This is a genomic window from Janthinobacterium sp. BJB301 (assembly GCF_002735685.1).
GTDB classification, from domain to species: Bacteria; Pseudomonadota; Gammaproteobacteria; order Burkholderiales; family Burkholderiaceae_D; genus Janthinobacterium; species Janthinobacterium lividum.
This window is the reverse complement of the sequence record NZ_PDZJ01000002.1, coordinates 354,720-379,799: the sequence shown is the minus strand read 5'-3', so window position 1 is coordinate 379,799 and position 25,080 is coordinate 354,720. Positions and strand designations below refer to the sequence as shown.

20 protein-coding genes are annotated in these 25,080 nt (G+C 63.7%); 14 read left to right on the top strand and 6 right to left on the bottom strand.

All coding sequences use genetic code 11. The features are described from left to right. The first annotated feature begins 1 nt into the window (after nucleotide 1). Complete coding sequence (gene rmuC, locus CSQ91_RS15015) at nucleotides 2-1,372, top strand: DNA recombination protein RmuC (protein ID WP_099388834.1); 1,371 nt, start codon at nucleotides 2-4, stop codon at nucleotides 1,370-1,372. Between the two features lie 9 nt (nucleotides 1,373-1,381). Here the strand turns inward: rmuC and CSQ91_RS28950 are convergent, their stop codons facing one another. From CSQ91_RS28950 to CSQ91_RS14990, 5 genes are all read right to left on the bottom strand, one after another. Beyond that, entirely contained in the window at nucleotides 1,382-2,293 is a 912-nt protein-coding gene (locus CSQ91_RS28950; RefSeq protein WP_180278439.1) for an MHFG family PEP-CTERM protein, read from the bottom strand. Nucleotides 2,294-2,609: 316 nt separating this feature from the next. Then, complete coding sequence (gene moeA / locus CSQ91_RS15005; protein WP_257217363.1) at nucleotides 2,610-4,457, bottom strand: molybdopterin molybdotransferase MoeA; 1,848 nt, start codon at nucleotides 4,455-4,457, stop codon at nucleotides 2,610-2,612. Between the two features lie 62 nt (nucleotides 4,458-4,519). Beyond that, nucleotides 4,520-5,641 (bottom strand): GTP 3',8-cyclase MoaA, encoded by a 1,122-nt coding sequence (gene moaA / locus CSQ91_RS15000; RefSeq protein ID WP_099388832.1) that lies wholly within the window; start codon nucleotides 5,639-5,641, stop codon nucleotides 4,520-4,522. Between the two features lie 29 nt (nucleotides 5,642-5,670). After that, nucleotides 5,671-7,008, bottom strand: coding sequence for a chromate efflux transporter (chrA, locus tag CSQ91_RS14995; protein ID WP_099388831.1), 1,338 nt, complete (start codon nucleotides 7,006-7,008; stop codon nucleotides 5,671-5,673). Nucleotides 7,009-7,100: 92 nt separating this feature from the next. Beyond that, the gene (locus tag CSQ91_RS14990; protein ID WP_099388830.1) at nucleotides 7,101-10,244 is read right to left on the bottom strand and encodes an Rne/Rng family ribonuclease; all 3,144 of its coding nucleotides are present in this window, start codon (nucleotides 10,242-10,244) and stop codon (nucleotides 7,101-7,103) included. Nucleotides 10,245-10,930: 686 nt separating this feature from the next. On the opposite strand from CSQ91_RS14990, the gene CSQ91_RS14980 reads away from it, so the two are divergent. The 4 genes from CSQ91_RS14980 to CSQ91_RS14965 all read left to right on the top strand — a co-directional run bounded on the left by CSQ91_RS14980 (nucleotide 10,931) and on the right by CSQ91_RS14965 (nucleotide 14,089). Continuing rightward, nucleotides 10,931-11,926 (top strand): RluA family pseudouridine synthase, encoded by a 996-nt coding sequence (locus CSQ91_RS14980; protein ID WP_034785281.1) that lies wholly within the window; start codon nucleotides 10,931-10,933, stop codon nucleotides 11,924-11,926. 88 nt (nucleotides 11,927-12,014) lie between these two features. Further along, nucleotides 12,015-12,674 (top strand): HAD-IIIA family hydrolase, encoded by a 660-nt coding sequence (locus CSQ91_RS14975; protein ID WP_034785432.1) that lies wholly within the window; start codon nucleotides 12,015-12,017, stop codon nucleotides 12,672-12,674. After that, entirely contained in the window at nucleotides 12,671-13,048 is a 378-nt protein-coding gene (locus tag CSQ91_RS14970; RefSeq protein ID WP_099388829.1) for a Rieske (2Fe-2S) protein, read from the top strand. The genes CSQ91_RS14975 and CSQ91_RS14970 overlap by 4 nt, the downstream gene beginning before the upstream one ends. Before the next feature lie 39 nt (nucleotides 13,049-13,087). After that, the gene (locus CSQ91_RS14965) at nucleotides 13,088-14,089 is read left to right on the top strand and encodes a S49 family peptidase (RefSeq protein WP_034785283.1); all 1,002 of its coding nucleotides are present in this window, start codon (nucleotides 13,088-13,090) and stop codon (nucleotides 14,087-14,089) included. Nucleotides 14,090-14,456: 367 nt separating this feature from the next. On the opposite strand, the gene CSQ91_RS14960 is transcribed toward CSQ91_RS14965, so the two are convergent. Further along, on the bottom strand, nucleotides 14,457-14,816 hold the full coding sequence (locus tag CSQ91_RS14960; RefSeq protein ID WP_099388828.1) for a hypothetical protein: 360 nt from the start codon (nucleotides 14,814-14,816) through the stop codon (nucleotides 14,457-14,459). 256 nt (nucleotides 14,817-15,072) lie between these two features. Here CSQ91_RS14960 and CSQ91_RS14955 point away from each other — a divergent pair, with 256 nt between their 5' ends. From CSQ91_RS14955 to motD, 9 genes are all read left to right on the top strand, one after another. Continuing rightward, on the top strand, nucleotides 15,073-15,783 hold the full coding sequence (locus CSQ91_RS14955; protein WP_034785285.1) for a pseudouridine synthase: 711 nt from the start codon (nucleotides 15,073-15,075) through the stop codon (nucleotides 15,781-15,783). Between the two features lie 87 nt (nucleotides 15,784-15,870). Further along, nucleotides 15,871-16,869, top strand: a complete 999-nt coding sequence (locus CSQ91_RS14950) for a fumarylacetoacetate hydrolase family protein (RefSeq protein ID WP_099388827.1) — start codon at nucleotides 15,871-15,873, stop codon at nucleotides 16,867-16,869. Nucleotides 16,870-17,008: 139 nt separating this feature from the next. Next, nucleotides 17,009-18,202, top strand: a complete 1,194-nt coding sequence (gene flhB / locus CSQ91_RS14945) for a flagellar biosynthesis protein FlhB (RefSeq protein WP_099388826.1) — start codon at nucleotides 17,009-17,011, stop codon at nucleotides 18,200-18,202. Continuing rightward, complete coding sequence (gene flhA / locus CSQ91_RS14940; protein WP_099388825.1) at nucleotides 18,199-20,295, top strand: flagellar biosynthesis protein FlhA; 2,097 nt, start codon at nucleotides 18,199-18,201, stop codon at nucleotides 20,293-20,295. The genes flhB and flhA overlap by 4 nt, the downstream gene beginning before the upstream one ends. Nucleotides 20,296-20,562: 267 nt before the next feature. Further along, nucleotides 20,563-21,891, top strand: a complete 1,329-nt coding sequence (flhF, locus tag CSQ91_RS14935) for a flagellar biosynthesis protein FlhF (protein ID WP_034785293.1) — start codon at nucleotides 20,563-20,565, stop codon at nucleotides 21,889-21,891. Continuing rightward, a complete protein-coding gene (locus tag CSQ91_RS14930; protein ID WP_099388824.1) occupies nucleotides 21,884-22,747 on the top strand; it encodes a MinD/ParA family ATP-binding protein in 864 nt (287 codons plus the stop codon). Before flhF ends, CSQ91_RS14930 begins: the two co-directional genes overlap by 8 nt. A 45-nt stretch (nucleotides 22,748-22,792) precedes the next feature. Continuing rightward, on the top strand, nucleotides 22,793-23,524 hold the full coding sequence (locus CSQ91_RS14925) for an RNA polymerase sigma factor FliA (RefSeq protein ID WP_010400804.1): 732 nt from the start codon (nucleotides 22,793-22,795) through the stop codon (nucleotides 23,522-23,524). Beyond that, the gene (locus tag CSQ91_RS14920) at nucleotides 23,506-24,252 is read left to right on the top strand and encodes a flagellar motor protein (RefSeq protein ID WP_099388823.1); all 747 of its coding nucleotides are present in this window, start codon (nucleotides 23,506-23,508) and stop codon (nucleotides 24,250-24,252) included. The genes CSQ91_RS14925 and CSQ91_RS14920 overlap by 19 nt, the downstream gene beginning before the upstream one ends. A gap of 5 nt (nucleotides 24,253-24,257) precedes the next feature. Further along, entirely contained in the window at nucleotides 24,258-25,046 is a 789-nt protein-coding gene (gene motD / locus CSQ91_RS14915; RefSeq protein WP_099389276.1) for a flagellar motor protein MotD, read from the top strand. Nucleotides 25,047-25,080 lie beyond the last annotated feature (34 nt).

The following is a 25,080-nucleotide window of genomic DNA, read 5'->3' as shown; positions in this document are numbered from 1 at the left end:
CATGAGCCCAATCGAGTTTTACAGCCTGCTGGGCGCCGCCATCGTCGCCATCGTCCTGTTGCTATTGATCTTGCTGCGCCCGCGTGGCGCGGCCGGCGATGGCGCCACCACCCTGGCGCTGGTGCAACAGCACCAGCAGCAAAGCCTGGAGCGCATCGACCGGGTCGAGCGCGAAGTGCGGCTGCAACTGCAGGCATCGGCGCAAGCGACGCGCCAGGACCTGGCCACCGGCCTGGCGCAATTCCAGGCGGCGACTCTGCAACAACTCGACAGCCTGCGCACGCAGATGCAGGCGCAGGGGAAAGTCGGGCGCGAAGAGCAGGCGCAAAGCCTGGCGCGCTTTGCCGAGAGTACCAATCAAACCCTGGCCCAGCTGACGGAATCGAATGCGCAGCGCATGCTGGAAGTGCGCGCCACGCTCGAGAACAAGATCCGCGACTTGCAGGCCGACAATGGCGCACGCCTGGAAGAGATGCGCAAGACGGTCGACGAGAAACTGCACGCCACGCTGGAAACGCGCCTCAGTGCGTCGTTCCAGCAAGTGTCGGAGCGGCTGGAAAAAGTCCACCAGGGTCTCGGCGAGATGCAGCAGCTGGCGCTGGGCGTGGGCGATTTGAAGCGGGTACTCACCAATGTGAAGACGCGTGGCACCTGGGGCGAAGTGCAGCTGGAAATGCTGCTGGAGCAGGTACTCACTGTCGACCAGTATGCGAAGAACGTGGAAACCGTGGCCGGCAGCGGCGCGCGCGTGGAATTCGCCTTGAAACTGCCGGGCCTGTCCGACGGCGGCCCTCCCGTGTGGATGCCGATCGACGCGAAGTTTCCCAAGGAACAGTACGAGCGCCTGGTCGAGGCGGCCGAGCGGGCCGATGCCGACGGCGTGGCCCTGGCCGGACGCGAGCTGGAACGGGCCGTGCGGGGCGAAGCGAAAACCATCGCCGAGAAATACCTGGCGCCGCCGCACACCACCGACTTTGCCATCCTGTTCCTGCCCACGGAAGGCTTGTATGCGGAAGTGTTGCGCCGCCCGGGCCTGGCCGACGAATTGCAGCGCGTGCACCGGGTCAGCATCGCCGGACCATCCACGTTGACGGCCTTGCTCAACAGCCTGCAAATGGGTTTCCGCACCCTGGCGCTGGAAAAGCGCTCGTCGGAAGTGTGGCAAGTGCTGGGCGCCGTCAAGACGGAGTTCGGCAAGTTCGGCGACGTGCTGTCGCAAACCCGGCTGACCCTGGAAAAGGCGGCGAAGAATATCGAAAGCGCGGAAGTGCGCAGCCGGCAGATGGCGCGCAAATTGAAATCCGTGGAAGCCTTGCCGGGCGAGGCGGCCGCCTTGCTGCTGGGTAAGGCGGACGCCGGCGACGGCGAGTAGCGCGCCGCCTCAGGCCGCCCGCACAGTGCGGCGGCGCAGCGCGCTGTAGCCGACCAGCGCCAGTCCCGCCAGCAGCATGGCCCAGGTTTGCGGTTCGGGCACGGCCGGCAAGACCGTCGGCACCGTGGGTGGAAAGGTGGGGATGATCACGGTGGGTGGCACGATGATGCTGCTGCCCTGGTCCGGCGGCAGACCGCCACCGCCACCACCGCCGCCGCCCATGCCGGCCGGCGGCGTGATGCCGCCGACGGTGCGCACATAATTGTTGAAAGGCAGGAACGGAATGCTGGCCACCTCGGGCGGCATGGCGCCGCCCGTGAAAGAACCGCCGCGCAAGGCGTCGGGATTGTCGATCAGTGGCACGCCTGCCGCTTCCGGGGCGGCGGGGGCGGCCGCAACAGGCGCTGCACCGCCGGGCGCGGCGCCTGCCGCCGGCGGCGCCGACGCGGGTGCCTGCGTGATACGGCTGACGTTACGGCAAATCGTCGGCACGAGGATGCACTGGCCCTGTACGCAATACACGAGTCCCCGTTCCTGCATCTGTTCGCTCCAGCCTGCACGTGTGACATTGCGGCAAACGCGGCCAGGGCCGAAATGCATGTCGCTGATGCGCGTGTTGTAGTTGCCCTTGCCGCGGATGGCGTCGCGGCTGATCACCACGATCTCATCGTACTGGCGCGCGCGCATGCGCTCCTTCAATTGTTCGCGCACTGGCGGCGCGATATCCGTATAGCGGTCTACCGCCGCCACCACGTCACCCATGAACGGGTCGACGCCTGGACGGTTCCAGTTGCAGTTATCCAGCACACCGGCGCGCGCGATGCCTTTCGCGCTGGCGGTCAAGGGCGCCAGGGACAAGGTAGCAAGCAGGCATGCCACGCCCAGCATGCTGGCTCCCGCGATCCATGAGCTGTGTCTCATTGTTAGTTTCCTCATGAAAACAATATCAAAATTGAACTTTATACAAGCTTGAATGTTATCACCGAAGAAACTTCAATATCAACTAATAAATAAAATTATTACAATTAGTGTTGTCTTTATTGATTTATTGGTCATGGAAATGATTAATATTTTTATCTTGATAGCCGAACAGTTGCCGTGCAGGATAAATTGATTGCGAAGGGGCAATGCGAACGGCCCGCGCAGGGCGGGCCGTTGTGAAGAGGAGGGGGAGACACAGGTGACGCAGCGTGGAATACGGCCCGGCCAGCGCGTCAGCCTGGCCGGTGGTGGTGCATCAGGTCAATCCATGGAACAGCACGATATCGACCAGGTCGCCGGCCGCCACGTGGCCTTGCGCTTCGTGCAGCACGATCATGCAATTGGCTTGCGTCATCGAGCGCAGGATGCCGGAGCCTTGCGCTCCCGTCACGCGCACGTGCTGGCGCCCGTCCGCGCCCCGTTCGACGATGCCGCGCTGGTATTCCGTGCGGCCCCGTTTCTTGCGGATGGGCGCTTGCGCCGCCACCTGCAGCAGCGGCAGGCTGGCCGTGTCCGCAGCGGCGCCCATCAGGCGCAGCAGGGTCGGGCGGGCGAGGAAATAGAACGCCGCCATCACGGCCACGGGGTTGCCGGGCAGGCCCAGCAGTAGTGCCGATTCGCCTTCGCTGGCAATCCGGCCGAAGGCCATGGGGCGGCCCGGGCGCATGTTGATTTGCCAGAAGGCCACTTCACCGAGGCGCGCCAGGATGTCGCGCGTAAAATCGGCCGCGCCGCTGGACACGCCGCCCGACGTGATGATGACGTCGGCCGAAGCGCAGGCGCCGCGCAGGGCCGCTTCCAGCGCTTGCGGATTGTCCTTGACGATACCCATGTCGAGCACGTCGCAGCCGAGGCGGGTCAGCATGCCCAGCAGGGTGTAGCGGTTGCTGTCGTAGATGCAGCCCGCGTCGAGTTGCTCGCCGATCGAGCGCAACTCGTCGCCGGTGGAAAAGAAGGCCACGCGCAGGCGCCGGCGCACGGGCACCGTGGCGATGCCCAGCGAGGCCAGTAGCCCCAGTTCCGCAGGACCCAGGCGTTTGCCTTGCAGCAGGGCAGGCTGGTCCTGCATCAAGTCTTCGCCCTTGAAGCGGCGGTTGTCGCCGGCGCGGATGCAGTCCGGCGCCACGGTGATGTGCTGTGCGCTGGCGTGCTGCACCAGTTCCTGCGGCACCACGCTGTCGCAGCCGTCCGGCATGACGGCGCCCGTCATGATGCGCGCGCATTGGCCGCGTCCAATGTTGACCGTGCCGGGACGCCCGGCCAGGATGGTATCGACCACGGCCAGGGTGACAGCAGTGTCGCCACCGAGGTCGGCGCCGTGCAGGGCGTAGCCATCCATGGCGGAATTGTCGTGCGCGGGCACGCTGATGGGCGAGATGATGTCGGCCGCCAGGATGCGCTCGAACGCTTGCGGCAGCGGCAGTTCCTCGATCTCGGCGACAGGCGCGACGGTGTCGGCCAGGATGGCTTGTGCCATCGGCACGGACAGGCCCTGCGCCTGCAGGGCCGCCAGCTCGTCCGGGGTATTGATGTTGCCGAACGCGCTATTGTTCTCGAACAGCACCTCGGCCAGTTTCAAGGGGCCATGCCAGGTGCGCATGCGGCGCTCTCCGCCGCGCAGGTACGCATCGAGCTGGGGCAGGGCGGAAGTCTTGACGAGACAGAAGACGGGGTGCGGGCGGCGTACCGTCTGGCCCGTCGCGGGATCGATGTCCTCGGTGACGGCGATGGCCAGGTCCGCATTGTGCTCGGCCAGGCCGGCGGCCAGGCGCGCTGCCAGGTCGGGCGGCAGCAATGGCGAGTCGCACGGCACGGTGAGCAGATAGGGGGCGGTGGCATGCTGCATGCCGCTGTACAAGCCTGCCAGCGGACCGAGCTGGCCGGGCAGCGCGTCGGGCCACACGGGCAGGCCGAAGCGCGCGTAATCTCCGGCATCCGCATGGACACTGATGGCCAGCTGGCCCACTTGCGGCGCCAGGCGCTGCAGCACGTGGCGGACCAGGGGCTGGCCATGCAGGGGCAGCATGCCCTTGTCGCGCTGGCCCATGCGCGTGCCGAGGCCGCCGGCCAGGATCAGGCCGGTAATGTCGTGTTGATTGATCATGAGAGGCGAAAATGTGGATGCATACGCCATGGTAGCAGCGGCAAGCGGGCGCCGCTCCCGATTCAGCCGCCGATGTACGACATTTCCACTTTCTTTTTACCGTGCTCAAGTGCGCCGCCCGTCAAATCCGTCTGGCTGGTGCGCAATTGCGAATAGCGGTCGCCGCGGCCGCGCCACAGCTGCGCCACGGCCGAGGAAATTTCCGCATCGCTGTGGCCGCCGCGCAGCAGGCTGCGCAAGTCGTGGCCGCTGCTGGCGAACAGGCACGTGTACAGCTTGCCTTCGGTCGAGAGGCGGGCGCGGCTGCAGTCGGCGCAGAACGCTTGCGTGACGCTGGAAATGAGGCCGATCTCGCCGCTGCCATCCGCATAGCGCCAGCGCGCCGCCGTTTCGCCCGTGTAGTTCGGGTTGATGGGTAGCAAGGGCATCTGCGCGCCGATACGGCGTACGACTTCTGCCGAAGGGATGACTTCCTGCAAGTTCCAGCCGTTCGAGGCGCCCACGTCCATGTATTCGATGAAGCGCAGGATGTACGGCGTGCCCTTGAAGTGGCGCGCCATGGGCACGATTTCCTGCTCGTTCATGCCGGCCTTGACGACCATGTTGATCTTGATGGGGCCGAGTCCTGCCTGGTGCGCCGCATCGATGCCGTGCAGCACGTCGGCCACGGCAAAATCCACATCGTTCATGCGCTTGAAGGTGGCGTCGTCGAGCGAATCGAGCGACACGGTAACCCGGTTCAGGCCCGCATCCTTGAGCGCCTGCGCTTTTCTTGCCAGCAAGGAACCATTGGTCGTCAGGGTCAGGTCCAGCGGCTGGCCCGACGGCGTGCGCAGGTCGGCCAGCATGGCGATGAGCTTTTCGATATTCTTGCGCAGCAGCGGTTCGCCGCCCGTCAGGCGGATCTTTTCCACGCCGTGCTCGACGAACAGGCGCGCGATGCGCGTGATTTCCTCGAACGACAGCAAATCCGTGTGCGGCAGATACACGTGGTTCTTGTCGAACACGTCCTTCGGCATGCAATACACGCAACGGAAATTGCAGCGGTCGGTAATCGAGATGCGCAAGTCGTGCAGGGGCCGGCCCAGGCTGTCGGCCACATTGCCGCTGGGGCTTTCCAGCTGCGCGGGGATCGCCGGTGCCCCGTTGCGGGCTTCGGCGAGGTAGATAATCTTGTCAGCCATGAAAGGTGATACCACTTACGTTGAGTCGTTCAAGGCAGATACGATAGCACGAGGCCGAAGATGGCACAGGCGAGCAGCAATTTGATGGTGCCCACTTGAAACCTGATCAGCGCCACGCCGGCCGCCAGCGCGATGAACATCGCCAGCCAGTCCCAGTGCGGCAGCGGGTTTTCTTGCCAGAAGACATGGCGGCCAAAGAACAGCGCCAGGCTGGCGATGACGCCCACCACGGCTGCCGAGATGGCCGTCAGGGGCGCGCTCAGGCGCAAATTGCCGCGCGATGCTTCCACCAGCGGCGCGCCGGCCAGGATGAAGATGAACGAGGGCAGGAAGGTAAACCAGCTGGCGACGAGCGCGCCGCACACGCCCGCCAGCCACAGCTGCTCCCCTGTCACGGCATGGCTCCAGCCGCCGACAAAACCGATGAAGGCGACGATCATGATCAGGGGGCCGGGCGTCGTTTCGCCCAGCGCCAGGCCATCCATCATTTGCGCGCTGGTGATCCAGTGGTAGTGGTCGGCGGCGCCCTGCACCAGATAGGGCAGCACGGCATACGCGCCGCCAAACGTGAGCAGGGCCGCCTTGCTGAAAAACACGCCCATCTGCGCCAGCGGCTGGTCCGCGCCGCCCGCCAGCGCCAGGCCCAGCCAGGCGAGGAAGGCCAGGGCCAGACCCAGCGCACAGGTGGCCAGCAGGCGCGGCCAGCTGAAGCGCGCGTGCTCCGGCGTGGGCGTGTCGTCATCGATGAGGGCGGCGCCGTAGCGGGCTGCGCCGACATGTTGCGTGCCGCCCAGATGAAAGTGGCCCGGCAGCCAGCGGCCGCCCGCCATGCCCAGAAGGGCTGCGGCGAGCACGATCAGCGGAAATGGCAGCTGTAGCACGGCGATGGCGACAAATGCGCCCGCCGCGATGGCGATCAGCCCGGGGCTGCGCAAGGTGCGCCGGCCCAGGCGCCAGGCGGCCGCCAGCACGATGGCGACGACGGCCGGCTTGATGCCGTACAGGACGCCGGCGATGGCGCCCACGTGGCCATACGCCATGTAGAGCCAGGACAGCATGATCAGCACCAGCAGCGAGGGCAGCAAGAACAGCAGGCCCGCCACCAGGGCGCCGCGCGTGCGGTGCATCAGCCAGCCGATGTAGATGGCCAGCTGGGTCGCTTCCGGCCCCGGCAGCAGCATGCAGTAGTTGAGGGCGTGCAGGAAGCGCTGCTCGGAAATCCAGCGCCGCTTTTCCACCAGCTCCGCATGCATCATGGCGATTTGCCCGGCCGGGCCGCCAAAACTGACGCAACCGAGCTTGAGCCAGTAGCGGAAGGCGCTGCGCAGGCTGACGGGGGCGGGAGCTTGATTGGCGTTCTCGTGCATGGCGGGCGGATGGCTGGCAAAGAAGTGGACGTAAAAAAGGGGAAGCCTGAGCTTCCCCTTTCATCATTGGCGGCTGGGCGAACCCGGCGCGCTTATGGACGTTGCGTGTTGACCTGGATCAACGGCTCATCCGATTGCGGCGGCAATGGCTTGCGTTCGCGCGGCTTGCGCACGGGAGCAACTGCCTTGGCAGCGGCTTCCTGCGCCAGGCGCAGTTTTTCCGGATCGGTGGCAGCCAGGGTCAGGCCGGCCGAACCGAGCACTGCGCTCAAGTCCAGCGGCGCGGCGACTGGCGCAGCAGGAGCCGGTGCAGGAGCCGGAGCTGCCACAGGGGCTGGCGCCGGAGCAGGTGCAGGAACAGGGGCGGGAGCCACTTCGGCAACCACCGGAGCCGCTTCCACCACGGCCGGTGCCGCTTCGGCGACTGGCGCTTCTTCAGCTACGGCGACGGTTTCCACGACAGCAACCGTTTCCACGACTGGCGCCGCTTCGACGATGACTTCCGCCGGAGCAGGCACGGCTGCGGCTTCCGCTTTCTCGGCAAAGCTGTACTCGGCAGCTGGTACTGGTTCGGCAGCGGCTGGTTCAGCTTGCGCTGCAGCCGCTTCCACAGGGGCTGGCGCCACGATCACTTCAGCGGCTGGTGCGGCTTCTTGGACCTTGGCGATGTCCACGACCTTGGCGATTTCGACCACTTCGACCACTTCAGCCACGACGGCAGGAGCGGTTTCGGCAGCAGCTTCCACTGGCGCAGCGACGGCGACGACAGCGGCGGCAGCCACGACGGCTACTGGAGCGGCATCGGCGGCAGCTTCCGGCGCCGGAGCAACCGTGAAGCTGATTACCGGTGCATCCTGGCCTTCGTTTTCACCGTTTGCCGATTCGATCAGCTCGCCCGTTTCGCGGTCGCGGCGGTTGCGGTTGCGGCCACCACGACGGCGGCGGCGGCGCGGTTCTTCGCCTTCCACGTCGTTTTCCGTCTCTTCGCCTTCAGGACCGGCATTCGCCGGCGCTTTCAGCAGGTTCGCCGGTGCGGCGTCGGATTCCGGGCCGTTGGACGGCACGACGACATTCACTGCGCTGGCGGTGGCGCCAACCAGTGCCAGCTCTTCAGCTTTCACTTCAGCAACAACAGCCTTGTCGGCGCGCGGTTCGCGGCCTTCGCGTGGCTGGCGTGGCGGACGTTCGGCGCGTTCCGGACGTTCTGCGCGCTCTGGGCGTTCCGCGCGCTCAGGACGTTCGCCGCGTTCGCGTGGTGCCGCCGTTGCATCGCCGCCTTCGCGGGCTTCACGCGGTTCGCGTGGCGGACGCGGTGGGCGTGGCGGACGTGCCGCTTTTTCCAGTGCTTCCGCTGCTGCATCGTCCTGGGCTGGACGGCCCTGGCCCGGTTCGCGTTCTTCGCGGCCAGGCTTGCCGTTGCGGCCACGGCCACGCGGGCCACGGCTGTTGCGGTCGCCGCGGTCGGCGCCGGCCGGCTTGGCTGGTGCAACGGGGGCAGGTGCCGGTGCCACCGGTGCCGGGGCGCCGGTGAAGAAGCTGATGATCTTGGCGATCAGGCCCTGTGGTGCGGCAGGCGCGGCCACTGGAGCCGGTTTCGCTTCGACGGGCTTGCGCTCGACCAGCGGTGCCGGCTGGTCAGGGGTGATCGTCTTGACGACGGCTTCCTGGCGCGGCTTGGCTTCTTCCTTCTGGCGCTTGCTGTAAGCCATGTCGGTTTCAGCGCTTTCAGCCAGGTTGTAGCTGGCCTGGCTGTCTTCCAGACGCGGATCGTCGTGCTTGATGCGTTCGAGCTTGTAGTGTGGCGTTTCCAGATGCTTGTTCGGGATCAGGATCACGGCGATGCGGTGGCGGTTCTCGATCTTCAGTACTTCGCCGCGCTTTTCGTTCAGCAGGAAGGCGCCCACGTCCACGGGAACCTGCACGTGGATGGTGGCCGAGTTTTCCTTCATCGCCTCTTCCTGGATGATGCGCAGCACCTGCAGGGCGGACGACTCCGTATCGCGGATGTGGCCGGTGCCGGAGCAGCGCGGGCACGTCACGTGCGAGCCTTCGGACAGCGAAGGACGCAGGCGCTGGCGCGACAGTTCCATCAGGCCGAAGCGGGAAATCTTGCCCATTTGTACACGGGCACGGTCATGGTGCAGCGCATCTTTCAGGCGCTGTTCCACTTCGCGCTGATTCTTTGCCACTTCCATGTCGATGAAGTCGATGACGATCAGGCCGCCCAAGTCGCGCAGACGCAGCTGGCGGGCCACTTCTTCGGCCGCTTCGCAGTTGGTGTTGAAGGCGGTCGTCTCGATGTCCGAGCCGCGCGTGGCGCGGGCCGAGTTGACGTCGACGGAGACCAAGGCTTCCGTGTGGTCGATAACGATGGCGCCGCCCGATGGCAACGGCACGGTGCGGCTGTAGGCCGTTTCGATCTGGTGTTCGATCTGGAAGCGCGAGAACAGCGGCACGTCGTCGCTGTAGCGTTTTACGCGGTGCACCATGTCGGGCATCACGTGGCTCATGAACTGGTGCGCCTGGTCGTAGATCTCGTCGGTGTCGATCAGGATCTCGCCGATGTCGGGCTGGAAGTAGTCGCGGATGGCGCGGATGACGAGCGACGATTCCTGGTAGATCAGGAAAGCGCCGTTGGCCGATTTGCCGGCGCCTTCGATGGCGCGCCACAGTTGCATCAGGTAATTCAAGTCCCATTGCAGTTCATCGACGTTGCGGCCGATGCCGGCGGTGCGGGCAATGACGGACATGCCAGCTGGCAAGTCCAGTTTATCCATGGTTTCGCGCAATTCCTGGCGCTCTTCCCCTTCCACGCGGCGCGATACGCCACCGCCACGCGGGTTGTTCGGCATCAGGACCAGGTAACGGCCGGCCAGCGAGACGAACGAGGTCAGGGCGGCGCCCTTGTTGCCGCGCTCTTCCTTTTCCACCTGGACCATGATTTCCTGGCCTTCGCGCAGCGCTTCCTTGACGGAAGCGTTACGCACGTCCACGCCTTCACGGAAGTACGTGCGGGCAACTTCCTTGAAAGGCAGGAAGCCGTGGCGGTCTTCGCCATAGCTGACGAAGCACGCTTCGAGCGATGGCTCGATGCGCGTGATCACGCCCTTGTAGATGTTGGATTTGCGCTGTTCGCGCCCGGCTGTCTCGATATCGATGTCGATCAGTTTTTGTCCGTCGACAATCGCTACGCGCAGTTCTTCTTGCTGCGTGGCATTAAACAACATGCGTTTCATTTTTATAACTCCGCGACCCGTAGGCCATCTCAAAGCCGCTTCCGGGGAAGCGGCGAAGTACAGGGATATATGCGAGAACGGGAGTGCTGGCGGGGGAAATGCCTAGGCGTGCGGAGCAACAACGCGTACGAGGTATACGTTACGGCCGCAACAGGCGCGGTGAGGTCGATCGTCATGCCGAGTGCACAGGACACTTGCAACTCATCTGAAGCAGCCCGGATGTCGGGGGCAGAGAATGCAAGTGGTCAGCAAATTCAGAGCCAAATCGTAAGCCGGCTCATTACAGGGATCGCGATGGCGAGGCTTGGCCTCAGCCTATTCATCGACAACCCTCAGTATTGTGGCCGCATACGGGGTTTGGCGAAAACGGCAAGCGTTATCAACTTCATCAACCCGCGAGCCCGACTCGATAAGTCGCGCTAACGGGTACTTATCCTTATAATCCAATACACTCACTTCAGCATCTCCACGCGTTATCCGATTACAACTACGGTGCAACCTTGATTCGCGCAGGGATGGTGCATATACATTTTTTTCCACCGAATTTGCAATTTGGCGAGGCCGGTGGAGACGCCCCTGTGTAAAATGTGCTTTTATTCTTACACTCGCAGCAGCCAGGGCCGCAGCAAAAACAATTATATATTCAAAATGAAGGACTTAGAGAGATTTCTGGGAAGACATAGTAAATGAAGAGTCAAAATGATGTTGTTCCCCCTTCAACACCCCCGGTTCAGCCGCAAGCCCAATTCGTAACGATCGCCGAGGAAGAAGCAGGCCAGCGCATCGACAACTACTTATTAAGAGTGTGCAAGGGAGTGCCTAAAAGCCACATCTACCGGATCTTGCGATCGGGAGAAGTGCGGGTTAATAAAGGCCGTATCGATCAGCTGTACCGTCTCGCCGCTGGCGACGTGGTGCGCATTCCCCCCGTGCGCGTGGCCGAAAAGGCGCCAACGGGCGCGCCGGCCGCCGAATTCAAGATCATCTTCGAAGATGCGCAGCTGCTCGTCATCGACAAGCCGGCCGGCGTGGCCGTGCATGGCGGCTCGGGCGTGTCGTTCGGCGTGATCGAGCAATTGCGCGCTTCGCGCCCCGACGCCAAGTTTTTGGAACTGGTGCACCGCCTGGACCGCGACACGTCCGGACTGCTGTTGCTGGCAAAGAAGCGCTCGGCGTTGACGAACTTGCACGAGCAGATGCGCGATGGCGTCACGGACAAGCGCTACCTGGTGCTGGTGGCCGGCGACTGGAAGAATGCGCGCCAGCATATCAAGTTGCCGCTGCATAAATATACGACGGCCGAAGGCGAGCGCCGGGTGGCCGTGCAGGCCGATGGTCTGGCGTCGCACACGGTGTTTTCACTGTTGCATAAATATCACAACTTCGCCTTGCTGGAAGCGGAATTGAAGACGGGACGCACGCACCAGATTCGCGTGCACCTGTCTTCGTCCGGTTTTCCCATCGCCGGCGACGATAAATATGGCGACTTTGCCCTCAACCGTGCCCTGTTGAAAGCCGACAGCACGCGCGGTGCCCTGAAACGCATGTTCCTGCACGCGCACCAGATCACGTTTACGCATCCGGAAACGGGCAAGACGATGACCCTGAACGCGCCGCTGGCTGCCGAATGCGAGCGTTTCTTGGTAAGCTTGGGCAAACCATTGGCCGTTGCCGCACGATAAGTAAGCACCGTGCGCGTGACACTACTCACAAGGTAGTCAGTCGCCATCATTCATTCTCAAGGAGCCGGCGGCTATGCCGTCGGGAAACATGGCAAGAAAGCAATTTGATCTGATCGTCTTCGATTGGGACGGTACGCTGATAGACAGTACCTCGACCATCGTCAAGTGCATCCAGGCTTCGGCCAAAGACTTGGGCTTGCCAATTCCCACCGAGTTGCTCGCTTCGCATGTGATCGGCCTGGGCTTGCAGGAAGCCATGCAGCTGGTGATGCCCGACGTGGAGCCGAAATACCATGCGCGCATGGCCGAGCGCTACCGCTATCACTACCTGTCGCGCGACCATGAGCTGGCTTTGTTTCCTGGCGTCTACGAAATGCTGCAGGAACTCTCGCAGCAGGCGTATTTCCTGGCGGTGGCCACGGGCAAGAGCCGTGTCGGCCTGAACCGCTCCTTGAATGCCGTCAAGCTGCTGTCGCTGTTCGATGCGACGCGTTGCGCCGACGAAACTTTTTCCAAGCCCCATCCGGCCATGCTGCAGGAACTGACGCGCGAACTGGGGCAGGATATGCGCCGCACCGTGATGATCGGCGACACCAGTCATGATTTGTTGATGGCAAGCAATGCAGGCGCGGCCAGTATTGCCGTAGAGTATGGAGCGCATCCGGTGGAGCAGTTGCAAGCTTGCCATCCCCTGTATTCGGCCGCCACGGTGGCCGACCTGCATCAATGGCTGAGCGAGCACGCATGATGAACGATGTTGTCGATGTATTCATTTGCGCCGCCGACGCCGTGGCCGATGGCGGCAAGGGCGTGCGCTTTCCCGTCTCGGCCGGTGGCGAGACGACCACCGGTTTTGTCGTGCGCCACGGCGGCAAGGCGTATGGCTACCTGAACCGCTGCGCCCACGTGCCGATCGAACTGGACTGGGCCGAGGGCGAGTTTTTCGAGTCCAGCGGCTTGTACCTGATGTGTTCGACGCATGGCGCCATCTATGTGCCGGAAAGCGGCCTGTGCGCGGGCGGCCCCTGCAAGGGCGGGCGCTTGCGTCCGATTGCCGTGGCCGAGCGCGATGGCCAGCTGTACTGGCAACCCGACGAATATGTCCAGCCACTGCCGGCCTGAGGCCGGGACGGGCTTTCTGTAATTTAAGCAAAGTGAACCATGAGCGATAACACGAATGACAAGCTGGCCAGCAGCGCGCCAGCCGCCGGCCACGGCGCCCCTGCGGGACACTGGGAGCGGGACGTGCTGGAAAAGCTGGTATTTGCCACTTTGCAAGAGCAACGCGCACACCGTCGCTGGAGCATCTTTTTCAAGGTCTTCAGCCTGCTGATCGTGCTGTTCGCCCTGTGGGTGTTTTATGACTACAACACGGCCGACGACAGCGAAACCCTGGGCCGCCACACGGCCCTGATCGACATCAGCGGCGCCATCGAGTCCGAAGGCAGCGGCTCGGCCGCCGTCGTCATCCCCGCGCTGGACAAGGCATTTTCCGATGCCGGCTCCGTGGCCGTGGTGCTGCATATTAATAGCCCGGGCGGCAGTCCCGTGCAGGCCGGCATGATCGTCGACGAGATGCAGCGCCTGCGCAAGGGCTATCCGGACAAGCCTTTATATGTGGTGGTCGATGAAATGTGCGCCTCGGGCGGCTATTACATCGCCGCCGCCGCCGACCGCATCTACGTCAACAAGGCCAGCGTGGTCGGTTCCATCGGCGTGCTGATGGATGGCTTCGGCTTCACGGGCGTGATGGAAAAGGTCGGCGTCGAGCGCCGCTTGCTGACGGCGGGCGAGAACAAGGGCTTCATGGACCCGTTCAGCCCACTGACGGAAAAACACAAGGCGTATGCGCAGAGCATGCTCAATGAAATCCACCAGCAATTCATCGACGTCGTGCGCACGGGACGGGGCAAGCGCCTGAAGGAAACGGCCGATACCTTCTCCGGCCTGTACTGGACGGGCGCGAAAGCCGTGGAAATGGGCCTGGCCGACGATTTCGGCACGGTCGACAGCGTGGCGCGCGATATCGTCAAGGCGGAAGACATCGTCGACTACACGCAGCATGAAGGCTTGCCGGAACGGGTGCTCAAAAAGTTTGGCGCCGCCATGGGCGCGGGCGCCATGAAGGCGGCCGTGCAGCAGTCACAACCGGCGTTGCGCTGAGGACATCACTCTTGGCTGGCAGGCAAGCCAATCGAGAATGATTTTCAATAAGGTGGTAAATTGGCTTGAAAACGGGGCTGCTTGGGCTATAGTGAAAGCGTAGTTCTTTTCAAGGAGGGGCGATATATCAACTATGTTGTCAGTACTAACTTGATTGGCAGGTCTTGGAACTACTCGCCGCATCGCAGATGTGGTTTTGAGTGAATTTACATTCCTCACTAAAGTCCCGATGGGGCTTGGGAACGGCGGCGCAATGCCGCCGTTTCCTTTTGTGTGTGCTGAATGGGCCGGTGTCGGTGGATGGGTCTGGGCGTGCTGGCAAGGCAGGCATGCGAAGGCAGGGCATGGCTGGTCGGACGGGCCGCGCTCAGACGGCGCAGCCGTTGCAGTGCGCGGGCAGCGGCTGTCTGGCCGCCGCAGCGCCGACGCTGGCGTTGGTGTCGGACGGTATGTCCGCCATGGCAGGCGCGGCCACGCTGTCGGTTTCCGCATCCGCGTGCGCAAAACCACCCAGTTCCAGCCAGCACATGAAATGGCATTGCGCCTCGGCATGCCAGTGCGTCTGGCTGGCTGGCGATGGCGGCGCGTCCGCATCATGCGGCGCAGGGGGGCTGCTCCAGCGTGCCACGCCGAGTCTGACTTTGTGCATGGCCGCCTGTTCCGCAGCGATGCGCTGGCGCATGTCGGCGATGCTGCCTTGTAAGGCGATGGTATCGGTATGCTTCATACAATGTCCTTGTGGGTCGTTGCCTGGTTATTATTCCTAAAGCTCGTTAGGCGGATTCCTACCGAAGTTTCAGTCTATCAATGCGATATTCCGAGCGCTTGATATTTCTCAAAGGAATCAACCATTTCTCGCCAAATCTCACCTTGTTCTTTTTGGTATTTCTGCGTGTGCCATGGTTTCATGCTGCCTGGACCGCCGCGCGGGCGCCAGGTGCCACCGCTTCACGCTGCCAGCCGCTTCTGGTAAAGTCACGCCCATGAGTAAATTATCCCTAGACCGCATCCTGCAATCGCAGGGTTTTGGCACCCGTAAATATTGTCGTTCCCTCATCGAGGATGGCGATGTCGTCATCGATGGCGTCACCCAGACCAATTACCGCACCACCGTCGAGACCGAAGGTCTGGTGCTGCACGTGTTCGAAGAAGAGTGGGTGGTCCGCCAGCACCTGTACCTGGCGCTGAACAAGCCTGCCAACTTCGAATGCTCGCGCAAGCCCAGCCATCATCCTGGCGTGTTGACCCTGCTGCCGGAGCAATTCACCTGGCGCGAAGTCCAGCCCGTCGGCCGGCTCGACCACGATACGACCGGCATGCTGCTGATGTCCGACGATGGCCCGTTTATCCATGCCCAATCGTCGCCGAAGCGCCACGTTCCCAAGATTTACCAAGCCACCACGCAAGAGCCCGTAACGGATGAGCTGGTTGCCCTGCTGCTGGCTGGCGTGCAATTGCACGACGAACCGGCCCCGCTGGCGGCCCTCGTCTGCGTCAAGCGGGGCGAGCACCAGCTGGAAATCGTGCTCGAGCAAGGCAAGTACCACCAGGTCAAGCGCATGCTGGCCGCCGCCGGCAACCATTGCAGCGCGCTGCACCGTTCCGCCATCGGCAGCCTGACCCTGGAATCGCTGGGCATCGCCGAAGGCGAGTGGTGCTACCTGACGCCCGAGCAGATCGCGCTCCTGGCCTAGTCCCTTCCTGACCGCCAAAGCCGGGGATATCCCGGCTTTTTGGCGTCTTTAGCCTCCATTGCCTGCATTTGACGAAGTTTCCCGCCCATGAAATTAGCTACCCTGAAGGATGGCACGCGCGACGGCCAGCTGGCTGTCGTCTCGCGCGACCTGAAAACGGCCCATCTGGCCGATGGCATTGCCCCGACCCTGCAAAAGGCGCTCGACGACTGGAGTTTCATCGCGCCCCAGCTCGATTTGCTGTACCAGACCATCAATAGCGGCCGCGGCCATCGCGCCTTCGAATTCGATCCCGCCAACTGCATGGCGCCCTTGCCGCGCAGCAGCCTGCGCGTGGCCGGGGCCTCCTACCTGCCGCAGATCGAGCGGGCCTGCAAGGCCGCAGGCAGCGAGGTACCGGCCAACTTGCGCGACGCACCGCGCATGTACCAGGGTGCCAGCGACGATTTCCTCGGTGCCCACGACGAGATCATCCTGGCGCACGAGCAGTGGGGCATCGACTACGAGGCGGGCATCGCCGCCATCACGGACGACGTGGCCATGGGCTCCACGCCCGACCAGGCGCACCTGAACATCAAGCTATTAATGCTGGTCAACGACATCACCTTGCGCAACCTGGTGCCCGACGAGCAGGCGAGTGGTTATGGTTTCCTGCAAGCGAAACCGGCCATGGCCTGCTCTCCTGTCGCCATCACGCCTGACGAGCTGGGCGATGCCTGGCGCGGCGGCAAGGTGCATCACGCCCTGCGCTGCAGCCTGAACGGCAAGTTGACGGGCCAGCCCCACGCGGGCGCCGACATGGCGTTCAATTACCCGCAATTGCTCGCCCATCTGTGCCAGACGCGCAACGCGCGCGCTGGCAGCGTGGTCAGCGCGGGCGGGGTCGCCAACAAGGAAGTCAAGAAGGGGTTTTCCAGTATCGTTGAGCGACGTAACCAGGAGATGATCGCCGATGGCGTCGCCAGCACGCCATTTCTGTTGTTTGGTGATGTTGTTCGATTGGAAGTGCTGGGCGATGACGGCAAGTCCTTGTTTGGCGCCATCGAGCAGACCGTCAAGCAGGCGGAAGCAAGGAAGTCCCGCTAAGGTTTCTGGGGAGCAAAGGAAAAGCAGGGGATTCGCCCTCCTTTTCCCTTGATGGCGTTGCGGTAATTGAACCGATAATGCCACATGCCCAGTCCGTATTGCGCCTAGCCAGGCTGCAGGACTTCACCGGAGTTGATTGATGTCGGAAGACAGCGACGCAGAAAAGACCGAAGCCGCGTCACCGAAGCGCCTCGAGCAGGCGCGTGAGGAAGGCGACGTTCCGCGATCGCGTGAAGTGGCAACGTTCACTGTGCTGATGGCGTCCGGCTGCTGCCTGTGGTTTGCCGGCGACGCCATCGTGCGGCGGCTGACGGCCGTCATGGTTTCCGGGCTGACCCTGGACCGGGAGCAGATACTCAATCCCGATGCGATGATGCTGCGCATCGGCTACGACGTGGGCTCCGTCTTGCTGACTTGCCTGCCGTACGCGCTGGCCATCATGCTCGTCGCGCTGGCGTCGCCCGTGCTGGTGGGCGGCTGGCTGTTCAGTTCCAAGGCGTTCACCCCCAATTTTGGCAAGCTCAACCCGATTCGCGGCCTGGGCAATATGTTTTCGAAGAATGCGCTGGTGGAATTGCTCAAGGCCATCGCCAAGACCCTCGTTGTCGGCGTCGTCGCCTGGATGGTGATGCAGCATCAAAAGGACGCCGTGCTGGGCTTGTCGGTGGAATCCCTGCGCGCCGGTTCGGCTCATCTGATCAGCTTGCTGATCACGGCCTTTTTGCTGATCGTCGGCGCGCTGGGCTTGATTGCCGCCATCGACGGTCCGTACCAGATGTGGCACTACGCGAACAAGATGAAAATGTCCTTGCAGGAAGTCAAGCAAGAGTCGAAGGAATCGGACGGCAATCCGCAGATCAAGGCGAAGATACGCCAGATGCAGCATGAAATGTCGCGCCGCCGCATGATGGCCGATGTGCCGACGGCCGATGTGGTGGTGACCAATCCTACCCACTACGCGGTGGCCTTGAAGTATGGCGAGAATTCGCGCGGCGCGCCGCAGGTGGTGGCCAAGGGCATCGACGAGGTGGCGGCGAAGATCCGCGAACTGGCCGGCGAACACAAGGTCGCCATCCTGGAAGCGCCGGCTCTGGCGCGCGCGCTGTATAAGCACACGGACATCGGCGACGAAATTCCCGAGGCGCTGTATGGCGCCGTGGCCGAAGTGCTGGCCTACGTGTTCCAGCTGCGCAGCTATGGCAAGGGCCAGGGCGAGCGTCCCGACAAGCCGAAGAAACTCGACGTGCCGCCCGAGCTCGACCCGCAGAACCCCGCATCGCAGACACCGCCCGCAGCCGGCGCGGCAGACAAGAATAAAGGAAGTACACCATGAACGGCCTGAGAATGCCAGCCTGGCTCAGTGGAATGGGCAACAACGCCAGCAAGGGCATCGCCGCGCCGGTCATCATCATCATGCTGCTGGCGATGATGGTGCTGCCGCTGCCGGCCTTCATCCTCGACATCTTCTTCAGTTTCAATATCGCGCTGTCGATCATCGTGCTGCTGACGGCGCTGTACACGGTCAAGCCGCTCGACTTCATGGCCTTCCCGACCATCCTGCTCGTGTCGACCATGTTGCGCCTGTCGCTGAACGTGGCGTCCACGCGCGTGGTGCTGACGGAAGGTCATACGGGCGCCGACGCGGCCGGTAAAGTGATCGAGGCGTTCGGTCACTTCTTGATCGGCGGCAACTACACGGTCGGTATCGTCGTGTTTATCATTTTGACGATCATCAACTTTACCGTGGTGACCAAGGGTGCGGGCCGTATCGCCGAGGTGGGCGCCCGTTTCGCGCTGGACGCCATGCCGGGTAAACAGATGGCCATCGATGCCGACCTGAACGCGGGCCTGGTCGGTGAAGACGAAGCGCGCCGCCGCCGCACGGAAGTGGCGCAGGAAGCGGAATTCTATGGCGCCATGGATGGCGCCAGCAAATACGTGCGCGGCGACGCCATCGCCGGCATCATGGTTACCGTCATCAATATCGTCGGCGGCTTGCTGGTGGGCTTGCTGCAGCACGACATGGGCTTTGCCGACGCGCTCAAGAACTACACCTTGCTGGCCATCGGTGACGGCCTGGTGGCGCAGATTCCTTCGCTGATCATTTCCACGGCGGCCGGTATCGTCGTCTCGCGCGTGGCCAGCGAACAGGACATCGGCACCCAGCTGGTGGGGCAGCTGTTTGCGAAACCGCAAGTACTGTATATTACCGCCGCCATCATCGGCGGCATGGGCCTCATTCCCGGCATGCCGAACATGGTCTTCCTGCTGCTGGCCTCGCTGCTGGCCGGTGCCGCCTTTCTGATCAGCAAGAAACGCATGCAGGAAAAAGAGGCGGCCGAAAAACCGGCCGAAGTGCCGCAAGCGACCGTGGCGCCCGAGCAGGAAGAAGCCAGCTGGCAAGACATCATGCCCGTCGATACCCTGGGCCTGGAAGTGGGCTACCGTTTGATTCCCCTGGTCGACAAGACGCAGGGTGGCGAATTGCTCAAGCGCATCAAGGGCATCCGCAAGAAATTTGCCCAGGAAGTGGGTTTCCTGGCACCGCCCGTGCATATCCGCGACAACCTGGAATTGAAGCCGTCCGCCTACCGCATCACCCTCAAGGGCGTGGAAGTGGGCGTGGGCGAAGCGTTCAACGGCCAGTTCCTGGCGATTAATCCCGGCATGGCCAGCGGCACCTTGCCGGGCCTGGCCACGAACGACCCCGCTTTCGGCTTGCCCGCCACCTGGATCGACGCGAGCTTGCGCGACCAGGCCCAATCGATGGGCTACACGGTGGTCGACGCAGGCACCGTGGTGGCCACGCACCTGAACCACCTGATCACTTCGCACGCTTCCGAGCTGCTGGGCCGCGCGGAAGTGCAATCGCTGCTCGACCACCTGGGCAAGGAGTCGCCGCGCCTGGTGGAAGACCTGGTGCCGAAGATGCTGTCCCTGTCGACCTTGCAGAAGGTGCTGCAGAACCTGCTGGCCGAGGGCGTGCACATCCGCGACATGCGCACCATCATCGAAACCCTGGCCGAGCATACGGTCAGCACGCAAGACCCGAACGACCTGACGGCGCTGGTGCGCGTGGCCCTGGGCCGCGCCATCGTGCAGCAACTGTTCCCCGGCTCGGCCGAACTGTCCGTGATGACCCTCGACAGCCGCCTGGAGCGCCTGCTGATGCAAGCGATGGGCAATGGCGGCGACGGCGCCGGCATCGAGCCGGGCCTGGCCGACACCATCGCGCACCAGGCAGGCCTGGCTGCCCAGCAACAGGAAGCGCTGGGCCTGACGCCGGTGCTGCTGGTGCCGGCGCCGCTGCGCGCCTTGCTGTCGCGTTTCCTGCGCCGCGCCTTGCCGCAGCTCAAAGTGCTGTCGCATGCGGAAGTGCCGGAAACCAAGACGATCCGCGTCACGGCGCTGGTGGGGGCACAGTAGTTGACAGCATTAGTACCGGGGTCAGACCCGCCGGGTCTGGCCCCAGCCCTTGCCTTTGGTCAAATAAATATCAATTTCCTCTCGGCAAACTGAATAACGGGTACTTTCCCGTCCTGTTCCTTCGATCGTTTCCTGCAAGCATCGCTAATAATGGAAACTGTCCGGGTGATCTGTGTCCATGTGGAAGACAGCACTCAAGCAACAGGAGTCGATGATGGTCACACAGTTCAGCCAATATTGCGCCACCCCCGCCTTGGGAGGCCGGTCATGAATGTGAAGAAATTTACGGGCGCCTCGTCGCGCGATGCGCTGCGCAAGGTGCGTGAAGCGCTGGGCCCCGATGCCGTGATCTTGTCGAACCGCCAGGCCGATGGCGTGGTGGAAATCCTCGCGCTGGCCAATGACGATGCCGCTTCGCTGGCGTCGCCGCCGGCCGCTTCCGAAATGGCCCAGCCCCGTCCCCAGTTGCAGACCCAGTTCGCCACGCCGCAGCGTCCGGCCGCCCCGGCCCAGCGCCCGGCCGCGCCACGTCCTGCCGCACCGCGCCAGGCTGCCTCCGAGCCAGTGGACATGGCCCGCATGCAGCAGATGATGGCCAGCGCGCTGGCGCACGTCAAGGAAAACGCCGCCGCCGAGATGAGCGGCATGATGAATGAAATCCGCGCCATGCGCGGCATGATGGAAACCCAGCTGGCGGAAATCTCGTGGGGTTCGACGCAGCAGCGCGAGCCGCAAAAAGCCGTCGTGCTGCGCGAAATGCTGGCCGCCGGCTTCTCGGCCAGCCTGGCGCGCTACCTGATCGACAAGCTGCCGGCCGGCCTCGATGGCGCGCAAAGCATGCGCTGGATCAAGACCGTCCTCAGCCGCAACCTGAATACGGTGGCCAATGAAGACGCCATGCTGGAGCAGGGCGGCGTGTTTGCCCTCGTGGGCCCGACCGGCGTCGGCAAGACCACCAGCACGGCCAAGCTGGCGGCCCGCTGCGTGATGCGCCACGGCCCGGAAAAACTGGCCCTGATCACCACCGATGCCTACCGTATCGGCGCGCACGAACAGCTGCGCATCTACGGCAAGATCCTCGGCGTGATGGTGCATTCCGTGAAGGACGAGGCGGACTTGCGCATCGCCCTGAAGGAATTGAAGAACAAGCATACGGTGCTGATCGATACGGTGGGCGTGAGCCAGCGCGACCAGATGGTCACGGAACAGGTGGCCATGCTGTCGGGCGCCGGCGCCGATGTGAAACGCCTGCTGTGCCTGAACTCCACGGCGACGCAGGAAACGTTGAACGAAGTGGTGCGCGCCTACCAGGGCAGTGGCCTGGCCGGCTGCATCATGACCAAGCTCGATGAAGCGGCCTCGATCGGCAACGTGCTCGACGTGGTGATCCGCCAGAAGCTGAACCTGTTTTATGTGTCGAATGGCCAGCGCGTGCCGGAAGACCTGTACCTGGCCGACCGCGGCTACCTGATCGACCGCGCCTTCAAGCTCAAGCGCGATGCGGCGGCCACGCAGTTTTCCGATGCCGAACTGCCGCTGCTGATGGCGCAGGCGGCCGCCCGCAACAATGAAGCGCGCGGGGTGCACCTTGGCTAATTTCGATTTCGACCAGGCCGAAGGCTTGCGCCGCATGCTGGCCGGCCCGCAGCCGCGCGTCATGACGTTCCTCTCGGCCACGCCGCAGGACGACAAGGGCGCCATGCTGGTCAACCTGGGCGCGTCGCTCGTCTACGGCGGCAATGACGTGCTGCTGCTCGACGCCAGCGGCGGCAGCGATGGCGTGGCGGCGCGCCTGGGACTGGCGCACGGCGCCAGCCTGCGCGACGTGGCGCGCCAGCAGTGCGGCTTGAACCAGGTCATCCACCAGGTGCCGCAAGGCTTCGGCGTGGCCAGCCTGGGTGCGCGCAACCATTTGATGGACAGCATGGACTATGCGGGCGAGGACGAACTGCGCCGGCTGGGCAAGACGTTCGAGGTGATGGCGCGCCAGAGCGGCATCGTGCTGGTCGACGGCGTCGTGGCCGACGAGGGCGATTGCTTCCCCGTGCCGCTGATGGCGTCGTCCGATATCGTCGTGCAAGTCTCGACCAGCGCCACCTCGATCAAGGCGGCGTACTGCCTGATCAAGCGCCTGAGCCAGGAGCTGGGACGCCGTCCGTTCGGCATTCTCGTCACCGGCGCTTCCGAATCCGAGGCAAAAGTGGTATACGATAATATGGCGCAGGCGGCGAGCCGCTACCTGGCCGTGAAGCTGACCTCGATGGGTTCGGTGCCTGCCGACGAGTATCTGCACCGCGCGGCGCGGCTGGGCCGCAGCGTGGTCGATGCGTTTCCGCTGGCGGGCGCGTCGGTGGCGTTTCGCGGACTGGCCGAGCGGCTGGCCCGTTCGGCGGCACCGGTGCTTGGCGGCACCTTGTACCAGACGGGGAGCCCGCACCAGTTCAGCGCCTGAATCGAACCGTAGCACCAGATAAGATGAGAAAACAATAAGCAGCCTATGTACACGGTCAAAGGGAAATCGAACAAGGACTATTTGCTGACGGAGCACATTCCGCTGGTGAAGCGTCTGGCGCACCATATGAAGGCGAAATTGCCGCCTTCGGTCGAGGTCGATGACCTGATCCAGGCCGGCATGATCGGCCTGCTCGATGCCATTAGCCGCTATGAAGAGACGCATGGCGCGCAGTTCGAGACGTATGCCGTGCTGCGCATCCGCGGCGCCATGCTCGACGAATTGCGCACCAGCGACTGGCTGCCGCGCAGCATGCGCCAGAACATGCGCAAGATCGAAGAGGCGATGAGCACCCTGCAGCAGCGCCTCGGCCATCCGCCGACGGAGTCGGAAGTGGCGAAACTGCTGAAAATGTCGCTGGCCGACTACCAGGAAATGCTGGGCGACGGCGGCGGCCACCAGCTCGTGTACTACGAAGACTTTCATGACCCGGACGGCAATGACAGCTTCCTCGACCGCCACTGCGTGGACGAGGACAGCGATCCCTTGCGTTCCCTGCTCGATACCGATTTCCGGCAATCCGTGATCGATGCCATCGACGCGCTGCCACCACGCGAGAAAATACTCATGGGCCTGTATTACGAAGAAGAGCTGAACCTGAAGGAGATCGGCGCGGTGATGGGCGTGTCGGAATCGCGCGTCTCGCAGCTGCATACCCAGGCCGTCGCGCGCCTGCGCGCAACCTTGAGGGAGCAGGCGTGGACTGGTCCAGCGTAATCGGGCTGGCGCTGGCGCTGGCGGGCCTTTTGGTCGGCCAGGCACTGGAAGGCGGCAAGATGGCCTCCCTGCTGCAGCCGGCCGCCTTTGCCATCGTTGTCATCGGCACCTTCGGCGCCGTGCTGCTGCAAACGCGGCTGCGCACCTTCGTGCGCGGCCTGGAAATGCTGCGCTGGGTGTTTTTGCCACCGGCCGACACGCGTGCCGCGCTGGCGCGCGACATCGGGCAGTGGAGCCTGACGGCGCGGCGCGACGGCCCGCTTGCGCTCGAGCGCCTGATGGAAAACACGGCCGACCGCTTCAACGCCAAGGGCTTGAGGATGATCGTCGACGGCATCGCGCCCGACAAGCTGCGCCAATTGCTCGACGTGGAAATCTCCGCCTATGAAATGGCCGAACGCCAGGCCGTCAAGGTGTGGGAATCGGCGGCCGGCTATTCGCCGACCATCGGCATCCTGGGCGCCGTGCTGGGCCTGATCCACGTGATGGAAAACCTCACCGATCCGAGCAAGCTGGGCGGCGGCATCGCCGTGGCGTTTGTCTCGACGATTTATGGCGTCGGCCTGGCCAACCTGCTGTTCCTGCCGGTGGCGAATAAACTCAAGGCCATCGTTTCGCGCCGCGTGGTGCAATATGAAATCACGGCCGCCGTGCTGTACGACATCGCCACGGGCGACCATACGCGCATCATCGAAGAGCGCGTTTCCAGCCTGCTGCACGAGCACTGACCATGATGCGGCGCGCGCGCAGGAAGTATGACGAGGAACCGGACAACCAGGACCGCTGGCTGATCTCGTACGCCGACTTCATCACCCTGCTGTTCGCCTTCTTCGTTGTCATGTACGCGATTTCGCAAGTTAACGAAGGCAAATACCGCGTCTTCCAGAATGCCATCGGCCAGGCCTTCAGCCTGGAAAAGGGCGCGCCGCCCATCATCATGGAAGCGCCGCAAGCCATTCCGCTGCCGAACCCGGCCCTGAAACGCCGCACGGAAGCCATCCGCCGCGAGCGCGAACACATGACGCGCCTGGCGCAGGACCTGACCTCCACCCTGGCGCCGCTGGTGAAGGAAGGCAAGGTGCGGGTCACGCAGACGAGCCGCGGCGTGAGCGTGGAAATCAATGCCAGCGTGCTGTTCGACCCGGGCGCGGCGCGCCTGACGGTGGAATCGGACCAGGCCCTGCGCGCCGTCGCCGTGCTGCTCAAGGACGATACGCACGACGTGCAGGTGGAAGGGCATACGGACGTGCAGCCGATCAGTAATTCCAACTTTGCCTCGAACTGGGAATTGTCGGCCGCGCGCGCCAGCGCCGTGGTGCGCCTGTTCATCGCCAGCGGCGTCAAGGCGTCGCGCCTGACGGCCGTCGGCCACGCCGACAACATCCCCGTGGCGCCGAACGAAACGCCGGAAGGGCGCGCGCGCAACCGCCGGGTCGCCGTGACGATTTTGTCGGGCATTCCCGAAACGGTGACGGAAGTGCCGACGGCGCCGGTGGCGCCTGCGCCTGCGCCGGCCAACTGACGCTCGTCAACTGCGGGCTGCCGCTTGGTACAAT

What these genes read in the sequence shown, in the direction of transcription:
- rmuC (WP_099388834.1), top strand. Translation starts at nt 2, where the DNA reads ATGAGCCCAATCGAGTTTTACAGCCTGCTGGGCGCCGCCATCGTCGCC.
- CSQ91_RS28950 (WP_180278439.1), bottom strand. Translation starts at nt 2,293, where the DNA reads ATGAGACACAGCTCATGGATCGCGGGAGCCAGCATGCTGGGCGTGGCA.
- moeA (WP_257217363.1), bottom strand. Translation starts at nt 4,457, where the DNA reads ATGATCAATCAACACGACATTACCGGCCTGATCCTGGCCGGCGGCCTC.
- moaA (WP_099388832.1), bottom strand. Translation starts at nt 5,641, where the DNA reads ATGGCTGACAAGATTATCTACCTCGCCGAAGCCCGCAACGGGGCACCG.
- chrA (WP_099388831.1), bottom strand. Translation starts at nt 7,008, where the DNA reads ATGCACGAGAACGCCAATCAAGCTCCCGCCCCCGTCAGCCTGCGCAGC.
- CSQ91_RS14990 (WP_099388830.1), bottom strand. Translation starts at nt 10,244, where the DNA reads ATGAAACGCATGTTGTTTAATGCCACGCAGCAAGAAGAACTGCGCGTA.
- CSQ91_RS14980 (WP_034785281.1), top strand. Translation starts at nt 10,931, where the DNA reads ATGAAGAGTCAAAATGATGTTGTTCCCCCTTCAACACCCCCGGTTCAG.
- CSQ91_RS14975 (WP_034785432.1), top strand. Translation starts at nt 12,015, where the DNA reads ATGGCAAGAAAGCAATTTGATCTGATCGTCTTCGATTGGGACGGTACG.
- CSQ91_RS14970 (WP_099388829.1), top strand. Translation starts at nt 12,671, where the DNA reads ATGATGAACGATGTTGTCGATGTATTCATTTGCGCCGCCGACGCCGTG.
- CSQ91_RS14965 (WP_034785283.1), top strand. Translation starts at nt 13,088, where the DNA reads ATGAGCGATAACACGAATGACAAGCTGGCCAGCAGCGCGCCAGCCGCC.
- CSQ91_RS14960 (WP_099388828.1), bottom strand. Translation starts at nt 14,816, where the DNA reads ATGAAGCATACCGATACCATCGCCTTACAAGGCAGCATCGCCGACATG.
- CSQ91_RS14955 (WP_034785285.1), top strand. Translation starts at nt 15,073, where the DNA reads ATGAGTAAATTATCCCTAGACCGCATCCTGCAATCGCAGGGTTTTGGC.
- CSQ91_RS14950 (WP_099388827.1), top strand. Translation starts at nt 15,871, where the DNA reads ATGAAATTAGCTACCCTGAAGGATGGCACGCGCGACGGCCAGCTGGCT.
- flhB (WP_099388826.1), top strand. Translation starts at nt 17,009, where the DNA reads ATGTCGGAAGACAGCGACGCAGAAAAGACCGAAGCCGCGTCACCGAAG.
- flhA (WP_099388825.1), top strand. Translation starts at nt 18,199, where the DNA reads ATGAACGGCCTGAGAATGCCAGCCTGGCTCAGTGGAATGGGCAACAAC.
- flhF (WP_034785293.1), top strand. Translation starts at nt 20,563, where the DNA reads ATGAATGTGAAGAAATTTACGGGCGCCTCGTCGCGCGATGCGCTGCGC.
- CSQ91_RS14925 (WP_010400804.1), top strand. Translation starts at nt 22,793, where the DNA reads ATGTACACGGTCAAAGGGAAATCGAACAAGGACTATTTGCTGACGGAG.
- motD (WP_099389276.1), top strand. Translation starts at nt 24,258, where the DNA reads ATGCGGCGCGCGCGCAGGAAGTATGACGAGGAACCGGACAACCAGGAC.